Raw genomic sequence first — 16,925 nt, 5'->3', positions numbered from 1 at the left:
CTCCATCCCGGTCTCTCAGTTAACGCCGGAGGCCTTTACAACCTGAGTGAAGGCGTTGGGATCAACAATGGCCAGGTTGGACAGAACCTTGCGGTCCAGTTCAATGCCGGATTCCTTCAGACCATGGATCAGCTTGCTGTAGCTGGTGCCGTTCATCTTGGCGGCGGCACCGATGCGGGTGATCCACAGCCGGCGGAATTCCCGTTTCTTGGTCCGGCGATCGCGATAGGCAAAGCAGAGTGCCCTGTCCACGGCTTCGGTGGCGGTCCGGTAAAGCCGGTGCTTGCCACCCCTGTATCCCTTTGCCATTTTCAGGACTTTATTTCTTCTGCGACGGGCTTTGAATCCACGTGTTACACGAGGCATCTTTCTACTCCAGATAATGTTTTCCTGTCATCCCTGTCACGCCGCGGGCGCCGGGAGTACAATGTGTTTTCGTACTGGCCCTCGTCAGGTGACAGGGCTTTTGTCTTCTTCGCCTGCCTACAGGTAGGGCAGCATGCGCCGCACAGCCTTCATGTCCGCATCACAGATCAGGGCGGATTTGCGCAGGTTGCGTTTGCGCTTGGTGGACTTTTTGGTCAGAATGTGACTGCTGTAGGCCTTGTTTCTCTTAATCCTGCCGGAACCTGTGGCCTTGAAGCGTTTGGCCGCACCCCGGTTTGTTTTCATTTTGGGCATGGTATATCTCCTTGCAAAAGTCGACCTTTTCCGGCCGGTAATCAAAAACTGTCTACAAAAAGGCCGGGATCATGCAACCCTGTCGCCTGTCCGAAAAAAAGTGCAGGTCAAACCCGCTCCGACCTGGTCGGCCGTTGTCATTAAGCTTTCGGACCGACAAACATAACCAGTTGCCGACCTTCCATCTTCGGCTCCTGGATAATGACGCAGTCGTCACGCAGTTCATCGGCGATTTTCTTCAGCGCGTCCAGACCGATGGACTGGGCATAAATGATTTCACGGCCCCGGAAGCGCATGGTGATCTTGACCTTGTTTTTGGCGGCCAGGAACTTTTTGATTTTCTTTATCTTGAAATTGAGATCGTGTTCTTCGGTCTTGGGCCGGAACTTGATCTCCTTGGTCTCTATAACCGTCTGTTTTTTCTTGGCTTCCTGCTGTTTTTTCTTCTGCTCGTAACGGAACTTGTCGTAGTTCATTATCCGGCAGACCGGAGGTTTGGCTGAGGCTGAGACCTCGACCAGATCCAAGTCCTGGTCATAAGCCCTGTCCAGGGCCTCCTTGGTGGAGACGATGCCCAGCTGTTCCCCGTCGGCATCTATGAGCCGAACTTCCGGATAGGTAATCTGTTCGTTAACCTTTATCTTGATTTCCTGTTTCTGCGGAAGTCTTCTACCTCGTCTTTTAATGTCCGTTCCTCCTGTTCCGTTTCGTCTTGTCGCAGGCGCCCAGGTCGGTGCTCTATGCCTGCTTGCCTTCTTCACACTCCCGGTGGACCATATCGGCAAAGGCCTCCACGGTCATGGGCGGGAGATTTTCCCCATTTCTCTTGCGCACTGTCACCGTGCCCTCGTCCATTTCCCGGTCGCCGATAATCAGCATGTAGGGGACCTTCATGAGCTGGGCTTCGCGGATCTTGTAGTTGAGCTTTTCGTTGCGTAGATCTTTTTCCACCCGTACTCCGGCTTCGCGCAGCCGGGCGTGGATCTCATCGCAGTAGCCGGCCTGGGCATCGGTGATGTTGAGGATCCGGGCCTGCTCGGGCGCCATCCACAGGGGGAAGGCCCCGGCATAATGCTCGATCAACACCCCGATGAACCGCTCCAGCGAGCCCATGAGGGCCCGGTGAATCATGATGGGCTGATGTTCCTTGTTGTCTTCGCCGGTATAGGTCATCTCGAACCGTTCGGGCAGGTTGAAGTCCACCTGGATGGTGGAACACTGCCAGGAACGCCCCAGCTGATCCTTGATCTTGATGTCGATTTTGGGACCGTAGAAGACCCCTTCACCGGGATCGATGGTGTACTCCAGTCCTTTTTTCTCCATGGCCGACTTCAGGGCCTCGGTGGAGAGATTCCAGTGTTCGTCGCTGCCCACGTATTTGTCCGGCCTGGTGGAGAGGTATACGTCGTAGTCGGCAAATCCGAAGGTCTTCAGGATGTGGAGATTGAGATCGATGATATTGAATATTTCGTCTTCCAGCTGATCGGGCCGGCAGAAGATATGGGCATCGTCCTGGGTAAAGCCGCGTACCCGCAAGAGCCCGTGCAGCGCCCCGGTCCGTTCATACCGGTAGACGGTCCCCAGCTCGCACCAGCGGATGGGGAATTCCCGGTAGCTGTGTTTCTGGCTCTTGTAGATGCCGATATGGAACGGGCAGTTCATGGGCTTGAGCTGGTACTTGACCTCGTCAATCTCCATGCCCGAATACATGTTCTCGCCGTAGAAGTCCAGATGACCGGAGGTCTTCCACAGGTCCTGGCGGGCAATGTGCGGCGTATAGAGCAGCTCATACCCGTGCCGGTAATGCTCTTCCTTCCAGTAGTCTTCGATGAGCCGCCGGAGCATGGCGCCCCTGGGCTGCCAGAGAATGAGCCCCGGACCGATCTGGTCGGAGATGGTGAACAACCCCAGTTCCTTGCCGAGACGCCGGTGATCCCGTTTCCTGGCCTCTTCGAGCCGGTTGAGATATTTCTTCAGTTCCTTTTTGTCAAAAAAGGCAGTGCCGTACAGCCGCTGGAGCATGGGACGCTTTTCGTCGCCCCGCCAGTAGGAACCGGCAACCCGGAGCAGCTTGAAGGCCTTGAGCCAGGAGGTGTCGGGCAGATGCGGACCCCGGCAGAGATCGACAAAATCACCCTGCTGGTAGAGGCTGACCGTATCCTCCTCCATCTCTTCAAGGAGCTCCACCTTGTACACTTCGCCCTGTTGCCGGAAATATTCGATGGCCTCGTCGCGGGGCATCTCTTTCCTGGTGAAGGGCAGTCGGGCGGCGACGATTTCCGCCATTTTTTTCTCAATGGCTTCGAAGTCGTCCGGGGTAAAGGACTGCGGCCGGTCAAAATCGTAATAAAAGCCGTCTTCGATGGCCGGGCCGATGGCCACCTTGACGTCCTCGCCATAGAGTTCCCTGACCGCCTGGGCCATGATATGGGCCGCTGAATGGCGCAGGATCTCCAGGCCGAGGTCAGAACGCATGGAAATCGGCTCCAGAACGGCATCGTTTTCCAACGGCGCGCTGAGGTCCACGGGCCGGCCATCCACCAGAACCGCGAGGGTCTGCTTCCGCTGCTTGTTGGAAACAAGCTCCTTCAGCGCTTCGGCCACCGGGGTGCCTTTGGCAAACTGTCCGGACTTGCCGTCTTTTATGGAAACAGTGATTTCGCTCATCTCGTCTTCAGGCCGTATCCTGAGGTTCTTTTGCCCGGGATCTTCCGCCTGCCCGGCAGGTGGGGATTCCTCTTGATGGCCGCTGTCAAAAAGTAAAGGCTAATGAGCAGGCAATATTGCGATATAATGCCCGGCTCTTAGCCTTTGGTATTCTGGTAGGCGCGGGCGGGATTGAACCGCCGACTTCTACCGCGTCAAGGTAGCGCTCTCCCACTGAGCTACGCGCCTGCTAGGTCCTGTTGTTTACTCTCGAATCTGTAAGAGTAAATCATGTTTTGAAAAAACGCAACTCAAATACCAGTAAACACTCACCGTGTCAAGAGGAAAAGCTACTTCCCACCGGTGAAACAATTCCCTTTATTTTCGATATCGGTAGGCGTACCGGTAGGAATCCCGACCCTGGTAAAGGAAATAGACAAAATATCCATTGACCTTGCCGATCAGGTCCAGGGTTTCCCTGTAGTTCGGTGGTTTATTGTTTTTTATCGAGTTTTCGCCGGCATTCCACGCCGAGACCACCAGGTCGAGTTTTCCGCCGTAGGTTGCATTATATTTGGATATCATGTAGCAGGCAAGCAGGATGTTCAGTGCCGGGTCATGGAGATCATCCGGCTCGAGGTTGCGCAGGGTGGTGGCCGATACATGGCGGAAGGATATTTTTTTTGCCAGCAGCTCACGGGCCGCCTGTTTTCCGGTGGCATACATGATCTGGGTGAGCCCCCTGGCCCCTTTTTTAGAGACCGCTCGGGGATCGGCGTTGGACTCGGCCAGGATCAGGGCCCGCATGAAATCGGCGTTGACCTTGTGGCGGGGCTTGAAGTAGGCGATGTTGGCATAATAGGTGATCAGGTGGTCATATTGCCTGAGCTTTTTCAGCTGGGCCGGGCTGGCCTTGATTTTCTTGTATTTACGGATGTAATGGTCCAGCGAACCCTCCGCTGGCCAGGGCAGCACCAGGCAAAGCAGGAGGCTGGCCAGGATAAGGAGCCCGGGCCGGGCCCGCGGGGAGGGGAATGCTGTCATGCTGCCAGGGAACGCCATAGATTATTTCGGGTGGACAGGGTTAAAAAGGAGCACATTACCTGGTAAAGATACCAGACATCCCGCTCTCCCGCCAGTTCTCTTATGGAGTGCATGGCCAGCTGGGCCACGCCCACGTCCACCGTGGCCACGCCCAGGGCTGCCGATGTCAGCGGGCCGATAGTGGAGCCGCAGGCCATGTCGCTGCGCATGACGAATTCCTGCACCGGTACGTCGGTCATCCCGCACAGGGCCCGGAAGAAAGCCGCGCTCACCGCGTCGGTGGCATACCGCTGGGCAGCGTTGCTCTTGAGCACCGGGCCTCTGTTGATGCGGGGCAGGTGGTGCGGATCGTGTTTGTCGGCAAAGTTGGGGTGCACGCCGTGGGCATTGTCCGACGAGATAAAAAAAGATCGTTTTAAGGCCGCCTGACGCTGGCCCGGCCCAGGCAGAATCCGTTCCAGGATCGAAGAGAGAAATGAGCCCTGGGCCCCGGCCAGGGTCATGGAACCCACTTCTTCATGGTCATGGAGAATGACCATGGTGTTGCATTCCGGCACCGTGTCCACCAGGGCCCGGACAGCGCTGTGGCAGGAGAGGAGGTTGTCCAGTCTGGCCGAGACGATGAATTCCTCCTCCAGGCCGATTTTTGCCGGCGGTTGGCAGTCCACCAGGAAAAGGTCGAAATCAAGTACAGTGGCGGGCTTGCTGCCAGGGTACTGTCTGGCCAGTTGCGCGGCCAGGATCTCGCGGAGCGGGGTCGGGCTCTCTTTCTCCAGCATGAGGACCGGGACCAGGTCGTTTTGCCGGTTGATGGTTTTATTCTTGTTGGCCTCCCGGTCCAGGTGGATGGCCAGGCTGGGGATCATGGCCACCGGCCGCTCGAAGTTGACCAGGCTGGTATGGAGGCAGCCATCGCTGTCCTGCCAGACCACCCGTCCGGCCAGGGACAGGTCCCTGTCAAACCAGGTGGCCAGCAGCGGCCCGCCATAGACTTCCACTCCCAGCTGGACGAAGCCGTGGCCGGTATGCAGGGCCCCGGGCTTGAGCTTCAGTCCCGGGCTGTCGGTGTGGCAGCCGACCATGCGAAAACCCGTCCTGACCGGGTCTTCTCCGGTCAGGACCAGGGCCAGCAGGCTGGACTGGTTGCGCCGGATGAAATAACTTCCCGGCTTGAGATCGGTCCAGGGATCGCTTTCGACAAGTTCCACAAAGCCGGCCTCCTGCAACATGGCCGTCAGGTTGGCCGTGGCATGGAAGCTGGTCGGCGAGTCGGCCAGAAAGGAGAGCAGGGCGTCGGTATGATGATCGTGTGCCATGTTTTTTTGTGATTTATCCGAAAATCGCCTCAGGGCGAGGTGTTGCCAGGGTGATTTTCATGGTCTGTTGTGGCTGGACAGTGCCGAAATATGGTCCAGCCATGCTGGTTTATATGAAAGTCTCGTCCCATCCTCCAGGGGGACAACAGCTTTCATGTTTCGTTGTGCAGGCCGTGTGAGCCTGCATGGGTGTTCGGCAGATAACCCTGGCCTCGGGGCAGGGTCGGGATGAATATCCTTGCCATGAAGTGACCTTCCCGGCCGGCCTCAGGCAATGACCGATATCCGCCCGCCGGTCACCGTTTCATCGCTGATCGGGCCGGCCCCGCTGCTGTCGGGGGTCTCGGTGGCCGGTTCCACGGTTCCTCCGGCCAGCGATTCGCCACCCTCCTGCTGCTCGGTACGCAGCTCGCGCAGGGCCTCACCCTCTTTCTTGCTCGCCGTGGCGGCAATGTTTCTGTCCGCCGACGAGGGGTTGGCCGGGGCCATGGCAGCCCTCCGGACAGTCCGCATCTTCTGGATGGTCTGTTCCGGGGTCGATTCCCTGCTTATATCGATGGGCACTTCACCGCCAACGGCGTAGCGCCGGCCGTCGGGCCCGGTCTGATAGGAAAAGGAGGCTCCGCCGCGGGCATAGCCGCCGGCATTGGCCAGGTGGGCCTGCTCGTGGGAGCGGACTTCCCGGTCCCGCTGTTTGAGCTGCATCAGGGCCTGCTGTTCTTCGGCGGTAAGCCGGCTGTCGCTGTCGGCCGATTTTTTCGGGGCCTGCCGGTCGGTTCCGGCACTCTCGGTGTCCCGGCTGTTTCCCGGTTCTCCCGCCCTGTCGCGCTCACCGTTTCGGCCATTGGCCCGGGCCTGTTTCCGGCCTTCGGCAGAGATGGTCACCCGGTCGTCGGTTCCCTGCGGGGGCTGCTCCTGGCCCGTGTCTGCCGGGGCCGCAGGAATAATGACCCTGCGCACCGGTTCGGAGCGCAGACGGGATCCTGCGCGGGCAGAGACATCCGCGTTCTGCAAGCCGCTCCAAGGGCTGTATGTCACAGGGGAGATGGCCATGACATCTTATCGTTCAAACATGGTGGCGATGCCGCCCAGGACCGATCCTTCACCCCGGCTCTGGCCGCCGGCCTGGGGCGCGGCTCTCCAGATGCGACCCGCCAGGCGGGAGAAGGGCAGGGACTGGAGCCAGACATGGCCTGGGCCGCGCAGGGTGGCAAAGAAAAATCCCTCGCCACCGAAAAGGGCCGACTTGACATCACCGACAAATTCAATGTCATACTGAACCGTCTCGGTCAGCCCTACCAGGCAGCCGGTATCGACCCGGAGAATCTCGCCCGGTTCCAGCTGTTTTTCGACAATGGTCCCGCCGGCATGGAGAAAGACCAGGCCATCGCCCTCCAGCTTCTGCATGATGAAGCCCTCCCCGCCAAACAGGGCCACGCCGATCTTTTTCTGAAAGGCCACCCCGATGGACACGCCCTTGGCCGCGCAGAGAAAGGCGTCTTTCTGGCAGATGAGCCGCTGGTTATACTTTTTCAGGTCCAGGGGGATGATTTTTCCCGGATAGGGTGAGGCGAAGGCCACCCGGCCCTTGCCCTGGCCTTCGAAGGTGAACACGGTGATAAATAGGCTTTCCCCGGTGATCAGCCGCTTGCCCGCCCCCAGCATCCGGTCGAAAAATCCGCCGCTCTGGGATTCGTCCGAGCCGTCGCCAAAGACTGTTTTCATGGTGATCCGGTCCGACATGTACATCATGGCCCCGGCCTCGGAGACTGCGCTCTCGCCTGGGTCGAGCTCGATCTCGACAAACTGCATCTCGTGGCCGAAGATCTTGAAGTCGATCTCATGGGCCCGCTGTCCGGAGACCGGCGGAGGCGCTGGTGCCGCTTCCCGGGCCGGACCGCTCAGCTCCTCCACCTCGCCCATGGGCAGCCAGTCGGAAAAACCGTCCCGCCAGACCAGGGTAGTGTCGGTGTACTCCCCACTGGCCAGGGATTTGCGTATCTGGTCCAGGGAAAACGGACCGGTGGATGTGCCATTGACCGCGACGTACCAGCGTGCCATCGTATGTACCTCTTGTCTGGGTGAGGGTTGTTTTCTGCTATCCAGTGGCCCTGAATAAAGCAGACTCTTTTCCCTGTACTCTATGGTATATAAAAATCCACCATGAATGAAGAAAAAATAGTACTCAATCGCATTAATGGCAAGCAGAGGGCGCGGATCTGTGTCCTTGAACCCTATTACGGCGGTTCCCACCGGGCCTTCCTCCAGGGACTTTTTCAGCACGTGGACATGGATTTTACCCTCGTTTCACTGCCGGCCCGGAAATGGAAGATGCGCATGCAGCTGGCTGCCCCGTGGATGGCCCGGCAGGTGAAGGATATGTATGCAAAGGGGGCGCGGTTCGACGGCCTCCTGGTCTCCACCTTCCTGGATCTCTCCGTGCTCCAGGCCCTGCTCGGACGCGAAGGTATCCGCTTGCCGGCCGCGCTGTATTTCCATGAAAACCAGTTCGCCTATCCCGGCCAGGTGGATGATCCGCAGCGGTTCCAGTTCACTGCCATCAATTTCACCTCGGCTCTGGCCGCCGATACCTTGGCGTTCAACTCCTGCTATAACCGGGACACCTTCCTCGAGGGTGTCCGGTTTTTTCTTAAAAAGGCAACCGATATGAAGGTCGTGGACCTGGCCGACCAGATCCTGGCCAAGAGCAGGGTCCTGCCGCCGGGAATCGATTTCCGTCCCATGGACAGGGCAGCAAAACAGAAACATCGGGCAGATCTGCCGGTCATTGTCTGGAACCATCGCTGGGAACACGACAAGGACCCGGAGTTTTTCTTTCATGCCCTGGAACGGCTGGCCGCCGGGGGTGTCGATTTCAGGCTCCTGGTCCTGGGTGAGCATTTCAGGAACCGGCCAGCCATTTTTTCCCGGGTGGAAGAGATGTTTCAGCGCCAGCTTCTGCATTTCGGCTACGCACCGGACAGGGAAGCCTATGCTGCCTTTCTTGGCCGGGGTGATATTGTTGTCTCCACGGCCCGGCATGAATTTTTCGGCATCGCGGTGCTCGAAGCGGTCCGGGCGGGCTGCTGGCCGCTGGTGCCGGACCGGCTGGCCTACGTGGAAAATTTTCCGGACAGATACCGCTACAGGGATGCTTCCTTTGTCGCCAGGCTGCGCGAGCTGCTCCGGACCCGGCCGGCCATGGAGCGGGAAGAGCGGCTGGAGCTGACCGAGCGTTTTTCCTGGGTCAGGCTGGGCCCGCGCTACCATGCCTGGCTCCTGGACATGCTGTCAATACCGCTGTGAGAACAGTTCTCCTCCCCGCCGCCCAACCAGTGCTGGACAGGTCCGTCCTCCTGGACTACATTTGCCGCCATGCGCAGAATTCGCTTAACTATACACCCGCTTCTCTTTCCGATCCTGTTCTTCGGCCTCACCATCCTGATCGGCGCCGTGCTGCTGCATTCGGACTACAGCCGGGGCACATCAGCGATCTCCTGGATAGATGCGCTCTTTACCGCCACCTCGGCCACCTGTGTCACCGGTCTTGCCGTGGTGGATACCGGCACCGTCTACAGTCGGTTCGGCCAGACGGTGATCCTCGTCCTCATCCAGGTGGGCGGGCTGGGGATCATGACCCTGACATCCCTGGCCATGTATCTCCTGCGCCAGCGGGTCTCGCTCACCGACCGCATCGCCGTGGGTCAGAATCTGCTCCATGATCCCTCCTTCCACCTGGGCCGGTTTCTGATCAGTATCGTTCTGCTCACCCTGGGCATCGAGGCCTTGGGCGCCGTGTTGCTGCCCCTGGCTTCCGGTGGCGGCATGGACAGCTATTTGGCGGTGTTTCACGCGGTTTCCGCCTTCTGTAACGCCGGTTTTTCCCTCTACCCCGACAGCCTGATGCGCTGGCAGAGCAGCCTGCCGGTCAACCTGGTCTTTATCGCCCTGATCGTGCTGGGTGGCATTGGGTTTTCCGTGCTGGTGGAAACCGGCACCTGGCTGGGGGCCCGGACCAGGCAAGCGGTTACCCATACCCGCAGGCCGGTCCGCCTGACCTGGTATACCCGGGTGGTGCTGCAGACCACGCTTTTTCTCATCGTTTTTGGCTGGCTGCTGGTCTATGTGGCAGACTACGCCCTGTATGAGCGCAGCCTGCCCACGGCGACGGCGCTCCTGGTGAGCCTCTTTCAGTCGGTGACCAGCCGGACCGCCGGTTTCAACACCGTGGGCATCGAGCACATGACCAATGTCTCTCTGCTGGTTATTATCTTTCTCATGCTGATCGGCGCGGCCCCGGGTTCGTGCGGCGGTGGCATCAAGGTGACCACCTTTCGGGTCATGGTTGCCTTTTTCGTGGCCCAGATCCGGGGCAGGGAACAGGTGGTGGTCGGCAGCATCGCCACCAGCCGGGAAACACTGAACCGGGCCCTGGTCCTGACCCTGTTCTCGGTTTCCATCATCTGCGTGGCCGTGCTTTTGCTAAGTGTCACCGAGGGCGGCGAGGTGCCCCATATCCAGTCCCGGGGACAGCTGCTGGAGATCGTCTTCGAGGTGGTCTCCGCCTTTGCCACCACCGGGCTGTCCACCGGCTTGACACCGACCCTGTCGCTCCCCGGCAAATGTATTATCATCGCGCTTATGTTTATCGGCAGGCTGGGACCCCTGCTCTTTATCGCGGTCCTGCAGAATATCCAGCGCCGGGAAAGTTATTTTCGTCCGGAGGGAGATCTGTTAATCGGTTAAGGGCCATCCTGGCCAGCCTCTACAGGAGATCGGAAGGTGTCCCCCGGCATGGCCCGGTGGCGCCTTTCATGTACTACAATGATACTCCTGCCGGCGCCGTCCCGATCTTGTCGGGTCGGTGGTGCGGGGGAGTGGTGAGGGTGTCATGAAAAAGGAAATCGCAGTCATTGGTCTTGGCAAGTTCGGCTTCTATTTTGCCCAGACCCTGGCCGAGCTGGGGTACAAGGTTGTGGGGATCGACAACCAGTCGGCCAAGGTGCAGAAGGCCCGGGACGTGCTCGCCCAGGTGTACCGGACCGATGCCACCAACAAGGATGCCCTGGAACAGCTGGGTATCCGGGAGATGACCCATGTGCTGGTCAGCGTGGGCGATTCCATTGCCGCCTCCACCATGATCTCCATGTACCTGAAAGAGCTTGGGGTTGAGGAGGTCTGGGTCAAGGCGGTGAACCCTGATCACCAGAGACTGCTCTACAAGGTCGGGGTGGATACGGTGATCATCCCGGAACAGCTGGCCGCCGTGCACCTGGCCTCCAAGGTCGCCATCCCGGGATTTATCCAGTACGCCAGTTTTGATACTGAAATGTCGTTTCAGGAGTTGGTGGTGGACCGCTGGGCCGGCAAGACCCTGAAGGACCTGGACCTGACCAACCGGTACGGGGTCCAGGTAATCGCCACCCGGCGGGAGGACGAGCCCCATTTTCAGTTTCTTCCCCGGGCCGACTATGAACTGAAAAAGGGCGACCGGCTGATCGTCATCCGCAAGACCACGGACAGCCGGGAGATACGCTCATAGCAGGCCGTTGAAAAACTGCGTTTTTTAACGGCCTGAAAGGTGAATAGCCAGACTTTGCCGACTGTTTTATCAAAAAGGGAAAAGCTGGTTCCCGGGGCAGGGTAAGGGAGAAACATCTTTGCCATAAAATATCGTGTTCGTGCACGTACACGTCCTGCGGGCTAAAGCTATTACCGGCTCCTTTGAGGGGCGGACATCTATTCTAACACCCATGCAGGCTCCCACGGCCTGCACAACGTAACATGAAAGCTGTTGTCCCCCTGGAGGGTGGGACGAGACTTTCATATAAATTTTATTTATCAAACAATTATCATGCAGAAAACCAACAAGGTACAAGGGCTGGTGGTGGCCGGGATGAGCGGTGGCTCAGGAAAATCCGTGGTTTCGGTGGGCCTGGTCGCAGCCCTGCGGGAAGCCGGACGGAGCGTGGTACCCTTCAAGAAAGGGCCTGATTATATCGATGCCGGCTGGCTGACCACGGCTGCCGGGCGGCCGTGCTATAACCTGGATCCCTTTCTCATGGATCCCGAAACCATAACCCACTCCTACCGGACCCATGGCGTCGGCGCCGAGTACGCCATTGTCGAGGGTAACCGGGGGCTGTATGACGGGGTCAATGCCGAGGGCGGCTTCTCTACCGCCGAGCTTGCCCTGCACCTGGACCTGCCGGTACTGCTGGTGGTGAACTGCTCCAAGACAACCCGGACCGTTGCCGCCCTGGTTCTCGGCTGCCGGGAACTGGACAGACGGGTCCGGATCGCCGGGGTGATCCTCAACCAGATTGCCACTGCCCGCCATGAACGCATTATCCGTGAATCCATGGAGCGATACACCGATGTCCCGGTTCTGGGCATTGTCCCGCGGATGAAACGTGATATCTTTCCCATGCGTCATCTCGGGGTGACCCCCCACCAGGAATATGGCACCGCCGATGAAGCCGTGGATCAGCTGGCCAGGATAGCCCGAAAACATTTTGATCTGGAGGCCATCACCTCCCTGATGGGGGAAACCGGGGTGTCTCCGGTCACGGGAGAGTCAAAGGTGGTCTCAGGGGAAAGGGTGACCATCGGCATCCTCAGGGACGCGGCCTTCCAGTTCTATTACGAGGAAAACCTGGAGGCCCTGCGCCGGGCCGGGGCCAGGCTGGTGATGATCAATGCTCTGGAGGCCGGGAAACTGCCCGATGGCCTGGACGGCCTCTACATCGGGGGCGGGTTTCCCGAAACCAGTGCCCGGCAGCTGGCCGACAACGTCTCGTTCCGGGAATCGGTGCGGACCATGGCTGAAAAGGGGCTGCCGATGTACGCGGAATGCGGCGGGCTTATATTTCTTGGCCGCTCCATCATCCTCGATGGCCGGGAATATCCCCTGGCTGGGGTCTTTCCGGTCACCTTCGGTCTGTCGGGCAAGCCCCAGGCCCATGGTTACTCCATCTTCACCGTGGACCGGGAAAATCCCTTCTATCCGGTGGGAACCCGGGTCAAGGGCCATGAATTCCGCTATTCCACCATCATGGAGTGGAACGGGACCAGCGCGGAACTGGCCCTGCGCATTGAACGCGGGGTCGGATTCATGGACAGGCGCGACGGGCTGGTGAAGAAAAATGTTATGGCATTATACACTCATGTCCTGGCGCCCGGTACCCCGCTCTGGGCCGAAGGGCTTGTCCGTCAGGCATTACAGTATAAAAACGTGGTCAATCGCTGATGTTTTGGCCAACACTTTTTTGCTCTCGCCCACGTTTACTGCTATAATGTCACAAGAATGACGCACTCCGCACCATCTGGTACATGGCAGGGCAGGGGGCGATGGACAGTTGATATCTCTGTTTCGGGGCCGGATGTCGTGGCCCCGGATTTTTTTGAGCAGACAGGGTGTGCCCGGCATCGGTTTTACAGGTCAGCGGGCTGCTGATAAACAGTGGCCTGCGAAGGGCTGTTTCCGGGACAGGATGTTGTCAGATAATGAGCATGGAAAATTTGATTGATACCAGGACCAGGAGGCTGCTCCAGGATAAAGAGGTCGCAGAGGCAGCGAGTCGCATGAAAAGCGAGTTCATTGCGAATATGAACCATGAGATTCGTACGCCAATGAACGCCATACTCGGGTATGCCGAGATGCTGGCCGCTGCCGACCTCCCGGAGCGGGAACAGCGGTATGTCTCGGCCATCCTCAAGAGCGGTGCCATCCTGGTATCCATGCTCAATGATATCATCATGCTGTCCAAGATCGATTCCGGCAGCCTGCAGATAACCAGAACCCCGACTCACCTGGGCGCTCTCCTCGAGGAGATAAAGGACTTCTACCAGGAAAGAATACGGGAGAAGAATATTGAACTCTCCTGTCGCATCGTTGATAATCTGCCGCCGGTCTTTCTCCTCGACGGTGTTCATCTCAAGCATATTCTGCTGAACCTGGTCAGTAACGCCATCGCCTTCACCCCTGAAGGACAGGTGGTGATTCTGGTGGAGGGAGTGCCGGCAAAAAATTCCGACCAGGACTGGGATATTCTCCTCTCGGTCTCGGACAGCGGCGTCGGTATCCCGCCAGAGGAGCAGCAGCGCATCCTGGAACTGTTGCAGCCCGATCGTTCCGGAACCGGCCCCAAGTATGTCGGATCCGGTTTCGGCCTGACGCTCAGCGGTCGGTTGGCCGCCCTCATGGGAGGCCAGATAAGTCTGGTCAGCAGTCCCGGGCAGGGCAGTATCTTTACCCTCAGGCTCTCGGGAGTCGAGCCGGTGGTCGATTATCTTAATGAATATACGCCTGCTCCTGGTGAGGCGAAGAGTAGGCCACCGGCGCTGAACCAGAAGTTACTGGTTGTGGACGACATGGCCATGATCACTGATGTCATCGAAGACGTCTACCTGGATTCGCCGGTGGAGGTGCTGGTTGCCAACTCTGCCGACCAGGGGCTGCATCTGGCCAGGCAGCAGCGGCCTGGCCTGATTCTGCTCGATCTTGACCTGGCCGGGATCGATGGCCGCGACATCGCGCAGCAATTGCGTGACGATTCCGAAACAGCTGATATTCCCATTGTTCTCATGTCCGGGGTTGCCTTGGACATGGCGGAATATCGGGACCTGTTTGCCGACCAGCTGACAAAGCCGTTCAGTATCGACGGCTTGGAGAAGCTCGTTGCCTCCTATATAGATGTGACATCTCCGTCTCCGGAGCCATCCGGCACCGGGCCCCAGGAAGTTCCCGATCAGTCCGAACAGGCCGAGGTACTGCGCGGCTGGGACCGGGATCTCGAAGAAATTTTCGAGCAGCTGCAGGCGAGCGGCAATCTGCGCACCGCCGAAGAGCTGGGCCGGATGATGCAGCAAAGAGACCGGTACCGTAACGGGACCGGTGCTCTGCACGCCCTTGGCCAGCAGTTGATAGAGTATGCCCGGGAACCCGATATCATTGCCGTGGATCAGATGATTATGAAACTGAAACAGTACACCTTGCAATGGAAACAGTAACCAGACGGCGTCCGCTTATTTTTATTGTGGACGATGTGCCGGAAAACATTCAGATCGCCCTGTCGCACCTCAAGGAACTGGACTGTGACTTTGCCTATGCCACCAGCGGTGAACAGGCCCTTGAACGGATCAGAGCCAGCCGTCCGGACTTGATTCTCATGGACGTTATGATGCCGGGTATGAGCGGGTTCGAGACCGCCCGGGCCCTGCTCCGCCGTTCGGAAACCGCCTCCATTCCTGTCATCTTTCTTACCGCCCGGGCCGAGCCCGATGACGTGGTCCGGGGATTCGAGCTCGGCGGCGTGGATTATATCACCAAGCCGTTTAACGGAATCGAGTTGCGTTCGAGAGTACGGAACCATCTAGAACTCCACCTGTACCGCACCCAGCTGGAACAGGAGGTCGAGGCCCGAACCAGGGAAACGGTCCTCCTGAAGGACGTCATCATCGAGGCCATGGGTGAGCTTGCCGAGCATCGCGATCCGGAAACGGGCAGCCATATTCATCGAACCAAGGAATACGTCAAGCTGCTGGCCCAGGCCCTGGTCCGGCAAGGCCTTTTTCTGGACCAGCTGACACCGGAATATATCGACCTGTTATACAAGTCAGCGCCGCTGCATGATATCGGTAAGGTGGCCATCCGGGACTCCATCCTTCTCAAGCCCGGCAAGCTGACGAAGGAGGAGTTTGAAGATATGAAACAGCACGCGATCTTTGGCGAGGAGGTTATAGCCAACCTGGAGCAGATGGCCGGGCAGCCGACCTCGTTTCTCAAGTGTGCCAAGGAGATCGCCGGTAGTCACCATGAGCGGTGGGATGGCGGCGGATATCCCGGGGACTCAAGGGTGAGGCCATTCCCCTGGCCGGGAGAATCATGGCCATCGCCGATGTCTATGACGCCCTGATCTCCAAACGGGTCTATAAGGACTCCATGACCCACGAGGAAGCCCTGGAGATCATGAAACAGAGCCGCGGCAACCATTTCGATCCTTATATCCTCGATGTCTTCCTGGAAATCGAGACCGAATTCTACCGTGTCGCCCAGACATATCACGATTGAACCGGGCAACCATTGTTACCTGGTCCAGGCTGCTGCCCTGACGGCAGCTGGACTTTTCTATTTTCTTTTGCAGGGAACCGGTACAGGTTCCAGACCCATTCCCCAGGTGCTGAGTTATCATGCGTAACAAATCGTTTTTTACTCTTTTTTCTGTTGTTGCTCTCTTTTGCCTTTTTCTTGCCCCTGTCCATGGTTTCGCCGGGCCGCTGGTGCTCTTTGATCAGAGCCATGGCCAGCGATTTTTTATTGAAAAGAACCGGCCGCTGGACCTCTCCGGCCTGGCCGTGCTGTTTGTCGACCAGGGGGCGACCGTCAAGGTCTCCCGGGCCCCGCTGACCGGCAAGACCCTGCGGGATGTGGATGTCCTGATCATCGCCGGGGCCTTTGCCCCGATCCGCAAGGCAGAGATCGAAGCCATCGCGGAGTTTCTGGAAAGGGGCGGCAAACTGGCCGTGATGATCCATATCGGCAAGCCGTTCCATGGCCTGCTCGAACGGCTGGGGGTCGGTATCTCCGTGGCCCCGGTCTACGAACAGCAGCATATACTGGCCAGAAATCCCCGTGATTTCACAGTCAGGGAATTTGCCAGACATCCCCTGACCCGTGGTCTCAAGGGGTTCAATATCTATGGTGGCTGGGCTCTGCTCAACAAGGAAAAAAATACAGAAATAGTGGCCCATACCAGCAGCCAGGCCTGGATCGATATGGATAAAAACGGGAAGGTCAGCCTTCATGACGCCGTCCAATCCTTCCCGGTCATTGTCGCCGGCCGCCTGGGCCGGGGCAGCTTTGTGGTCTTCGCCGACGACGCCATCTTCCAGAACGGCTTCCTCAGCGACGGCAACCTGGACCTGGCCAGAAACCTGGCCCTCTGGTTCTGTCCCCAAAGGGTTGCGATTTGAGATAAGGAAATAAAAAAGATTGAGACAGGAACGGTCCCAGGTTGGTTGAAAGAAGTGGTATTTTATGTCCTGTCAGGAAATGGTGAAGAACCATGCCATTCCCTCGCTCCCGCCCCTGAAAGGGATGGTTGAGGGACTGAAATCAGATATGCAGTTCTCTGAATTTCCGGAAGCACCTAAAAAACGTGATCTATGCCCCATTCCTCTGCAGAATCGCTGCCACCGAAGATGAAACACAAGTCAGGACTTTTCAAAGAACTATGT

Annotated in this window: 14 protein-coding genes, 1 tRNA gene and 1 pseudogene; 7 read left to right on the top strand and 9 right to left on the bottom strand. The window is 58.3% G+C overall.

Annotated features, from left to right (window positions below):
* Positions 1 to 15: 15 nt before the first annotated feature.
* The 9 genes from rplT to GF1_RS09390 form a co-directional block, all read right to left on the bottom strand.
* Positions 16 to 366, bottom strand: coding sequence for a 50S ribosomal protein L20 (rplT, locus tag GF1_RS09430; RefSeq protein ID WP_267926281.1), 351 nt, complete (start codon positions 364 to 366; stop codon positions 16 to 18).
* Between the two features lie 117 nt (positions 367 to 483).
* Positions 484 to 681: a 50S ribosomal protein L35 gene (gene rpmI, locus GF1_RS09425; RefSeq protein ID WP_267926280.1), complete on the bottom strand. Its 198-nt coding sequence runs from the start codon at positions 679 to 681 to the stop codon at positions 484 to 486.
* A 140-nt stretch (positions 682 to 821) separates the two neighbouring features.
* A complete protein-coding gene (infC, locus tag GF1_RS09420; protein ID WP_267926279.1) occupies positions 822 to 1,442 on the bottom strand; it encodes a translation initiation factor IF-3 in 621 nt (206 codons plus the stop codon).
* On the bottom strand, positions 1,420 to 3,348 hold the full coding sequence (thrS, locus tag GF1_RS09415; RefSeq protein ID WP_267926278.1) for a threonine--tRNA ligase: 1,929 nt from the start codon (positions 3,346 to 3,348) through the stop codon (positions 1,420 to 1,422). Before thrS ends, infC begins: the two co-directional genes overlap by 23 nt.
* Positions 3,349 to 3,501: 153 nt before the next feature.
* Positions 3,502 to 3,576 (bottom strand) — tRNA-Val (locus GF1_RS09410).
* A 129-nt stretch (positions 3,577 to 3,705) separates the two neighbouring features.
* Positions 3,706 to 4,371 (bottom strand): lytic transglycosylase domain-containing protein, encoded by a 666-nt coding sequence (locus GF1_RS09405; RefSeq protein ID WP_267926277.1) that lies wholly within the window; start codon positions 4,369 to 4,371, stop codon positions 3,706 to 3,708.
* Positions 4,368 to 5,687, bottom strand: coding sequence for a M18 family aminopeptidase (locus GF1_RS09400; RefSeq protein ID WP_267926276.1), 1,320 nt, complete (start codon positions 5,685 to 5,687; stop codon positions 4,368 to 4,370). Before GF1_RS09400 ends, GF1_RS09405 begins: the two co-directional genes overlap by 4 nt.
* A gap of 267 nt (positions 5,688 to 5,954) precedes the next feature.
* On the bottom strand, positions 5,955 to 6,701 hold the full coding sequence (locus GF1_RS09395) for a putative metalloprotease CJM1_0395 family protein (RefSeq protein ID WP_267926275.1): 747 nt from the start codon (positions 6,699 to 6,701) through the stop codon (positions 5,955 to 5,957).
* A 45-nt stretch (positions 6,702 to 6,746) separates the two neighbouring features.
* On the bottom strand, positions 6,747 to 7,748 hold the full coding sequence (locus tag GF1_RS09390) for a TIGR00266 family protein (protein ID WP_267926274.1): 1,002 nt from the start codon (positions 7,746 to 7,748) through the stop codon (positions 6,747 to 6,749).
* A gap of 102 nt (positions 7,749 to 7,850) precedes the next feature.
* Between GF1_RS09390 and GF1_RS09385 the strand changes: the two genes are divergently transcribed.
* From GF1_RS09385 to GF1_RS09350, 7 genes and pseudogenes are all read left to right on the top strand, one after another.
* Positions 7,851 to 8,993 (top strand): tRNA-queuosine alpha-mannosyltransferase domain-containing protein, encoded by a 1,143-nt coding sequence (locus GF1_RS09385; RefSeq protein WP_267926273.1) that lies wholly within the window; start codon positions 7,851 to 7,853, stop codon positions 8,991 to 8,993.
* 69 nt (positions 8,994 to 9,062) lie between these two features.
* Positions 9,063 to 10,433 carry a TrkH family potassium uptake protein gene (locus tag GF1_RS09380; protein ID WP_267926272.1) on the top strand — a complete coding sequence of 457 codons (1,371 nt, stop codon included), beginning with the start codon at positions 9,063 to 9,065 and terminating at the stop codon, positions 10,431 to 10,433.
* 145 nt (positions 10,434 to 10,578) lie between these two features.
* Positions 10,579 to 11,229, top strand: a complete 651-nt coding sequence (locus GF1_RS09375; RefSeq protein WP_267926271.1) for a potassium channel family protein — start codon at positions 10,579 to 10,581, stop codon at positions 11,227 to 11,229.
* Between the two features lie 312 nt (positions 11,230 to 11,541).
* Positions 11,542 to 12,936 (top strand): cobyrinic acid a,c-diamide synthase CobB, encoded by a 1,395-nt coding sequence (locus tag GF1_RS09370; RefSeq protein WP_267926270.1) that lies wholly within the window; start codon positions 11,542 to 11,544, stop codon positions 12,934 to 12,936.
* Positions 12,937 to 13,199: 263 nt separating this feature from the next.
* Positions 13,200 to 14,699: an ATP-binding protein gene (locus GF1_RS09365; protein ID WP_267926269.1), complete on the top strand. Its 1,500-nt coding sequence runs from the start codon at positions 13,200 to 13,202 to the stop codon at positions 14,697 to 14,699.
* Positions 14,687 to 15,759 (top strand): annotated as a pseudogene (locus GF1_RS09360) (response regulator). Before GF1_RS09365 ends, GF1_RS09360 begins: the two are co-directional and overlap by 13 nt.
* A gap of 119 nt (positions 15,760 to 15,878) precedes the next feature.
* Entirely contained in the window at positions 15,879 to 16,661 is a 783-nt protein-coding gene (locus GF1_RS09350) for a DUF4350 domain-containing protein (RefSeq protein ID WP_267926266.1), read from the top strand.
* Positions 16,662 to 16,925: the final 264 nt, after the last annotated feature.

Origin of the sequence: Desulfolithobacter dissulfuricans (genome assembly GCF_025998535.1) — a bacterium.
Taxonomy (GTDB): Bacteria; Desulfobacterota; Desulfobulbia; order Desulfobulbales; family Desulfobulbaceae; genus Desulfolithobacter; species Desulfolithobacter dissulfuricans.
This window is presented reverse-complemented; position numbering and strand designations above follow the sequence as displayed.

Excerpts from the sequence above, each read along its gene's own strand:
- GF1_RS09380 (WP_267926272.1), top strand. The coding sequence starts at position 9,063 with ATGCGCAGAATTCGCTTAACTATACACCCGCTTCTCTTTCCGATCCTG.
- GF1_RS09375 (WP_267926271.1), top strand. The coding sequence starts at position 10,579 with ATGAAAAAGGAAATCGCAGTCATTGGTCTTGGCAAGTTCGGCTTCTAT.
- GF1_RS09405 (WP_267926277.1), bottom strand. The coding sequence starts at position 4,371 with ATGACAGCATTCCCCTCCCCGCGGGCCCGGCCCGGGCTCCTTATCCTG.
- rpmI (WP_267926280.1), bottom strand. The coding sequence starts at position 681 with ATGCCCAAAATGAAAACAAACCGGGGTGCGGCCAAACGCTTCAAGGCC.
- GF1_RS09390 (WP_267926274.1), bottom strand. The coding sequence starts at position 7,748 with ATGGCACGCTGGTACGTCGCGGTCAATGGCACATCCACCGGTCCGTTT.
- GF1_RS09400 (WP_267926276.1), bottom strand. The coding sequence starts at position 5,687 with ATGGCACACGATCATCATACCGACGCCCTGCTCTCCTTTCTGGCCGAC.
- thrS (WP_267926278.1), bottom strand. The coding sequence starts at position 3,348 with ATGAGCGAAATCACTGTTTCCATAAAAGACGGCAAGTCCGGACAGTTT.
- GF1_RS09370 (WP_267926270.1), top strand. The coding sequence starts at position 11,542 with ATGCAGAAAACCAACAAGGTACAAGGGCTGGTGGTGGCCGGGATGAGC.
- GF1_RS09385 (WP_267926273.1), top strand. The coding sequence starts at position 7,851 with ATGAATGAAGAAAAAATAGTACTCAATCGCATTAATGGCAAGCAGAGG.
- GF1_RS09350 (WP_267926266.1), top strand. The coding sequence starts at position 15,879 with ATGCGTAACAAATCGTTTTTTACTCTTTTTTCTGTTGTTGCTCTCTTT.
- GF1_RS09365 (WP_267926269.1), top strand. The coding sequence starts at position 13,200 with ATGGAAAATTTGATTGATACCAGGACCAGGAGGCTGCTCCAGGATAAA.
- rplT (WP_267926281.1), bottom strand. The coding sequence starts at position 366 with ATGCCTCGTGTAACACGTGGATTCAAAGCCCGTCGCAGAAGAAATAAA.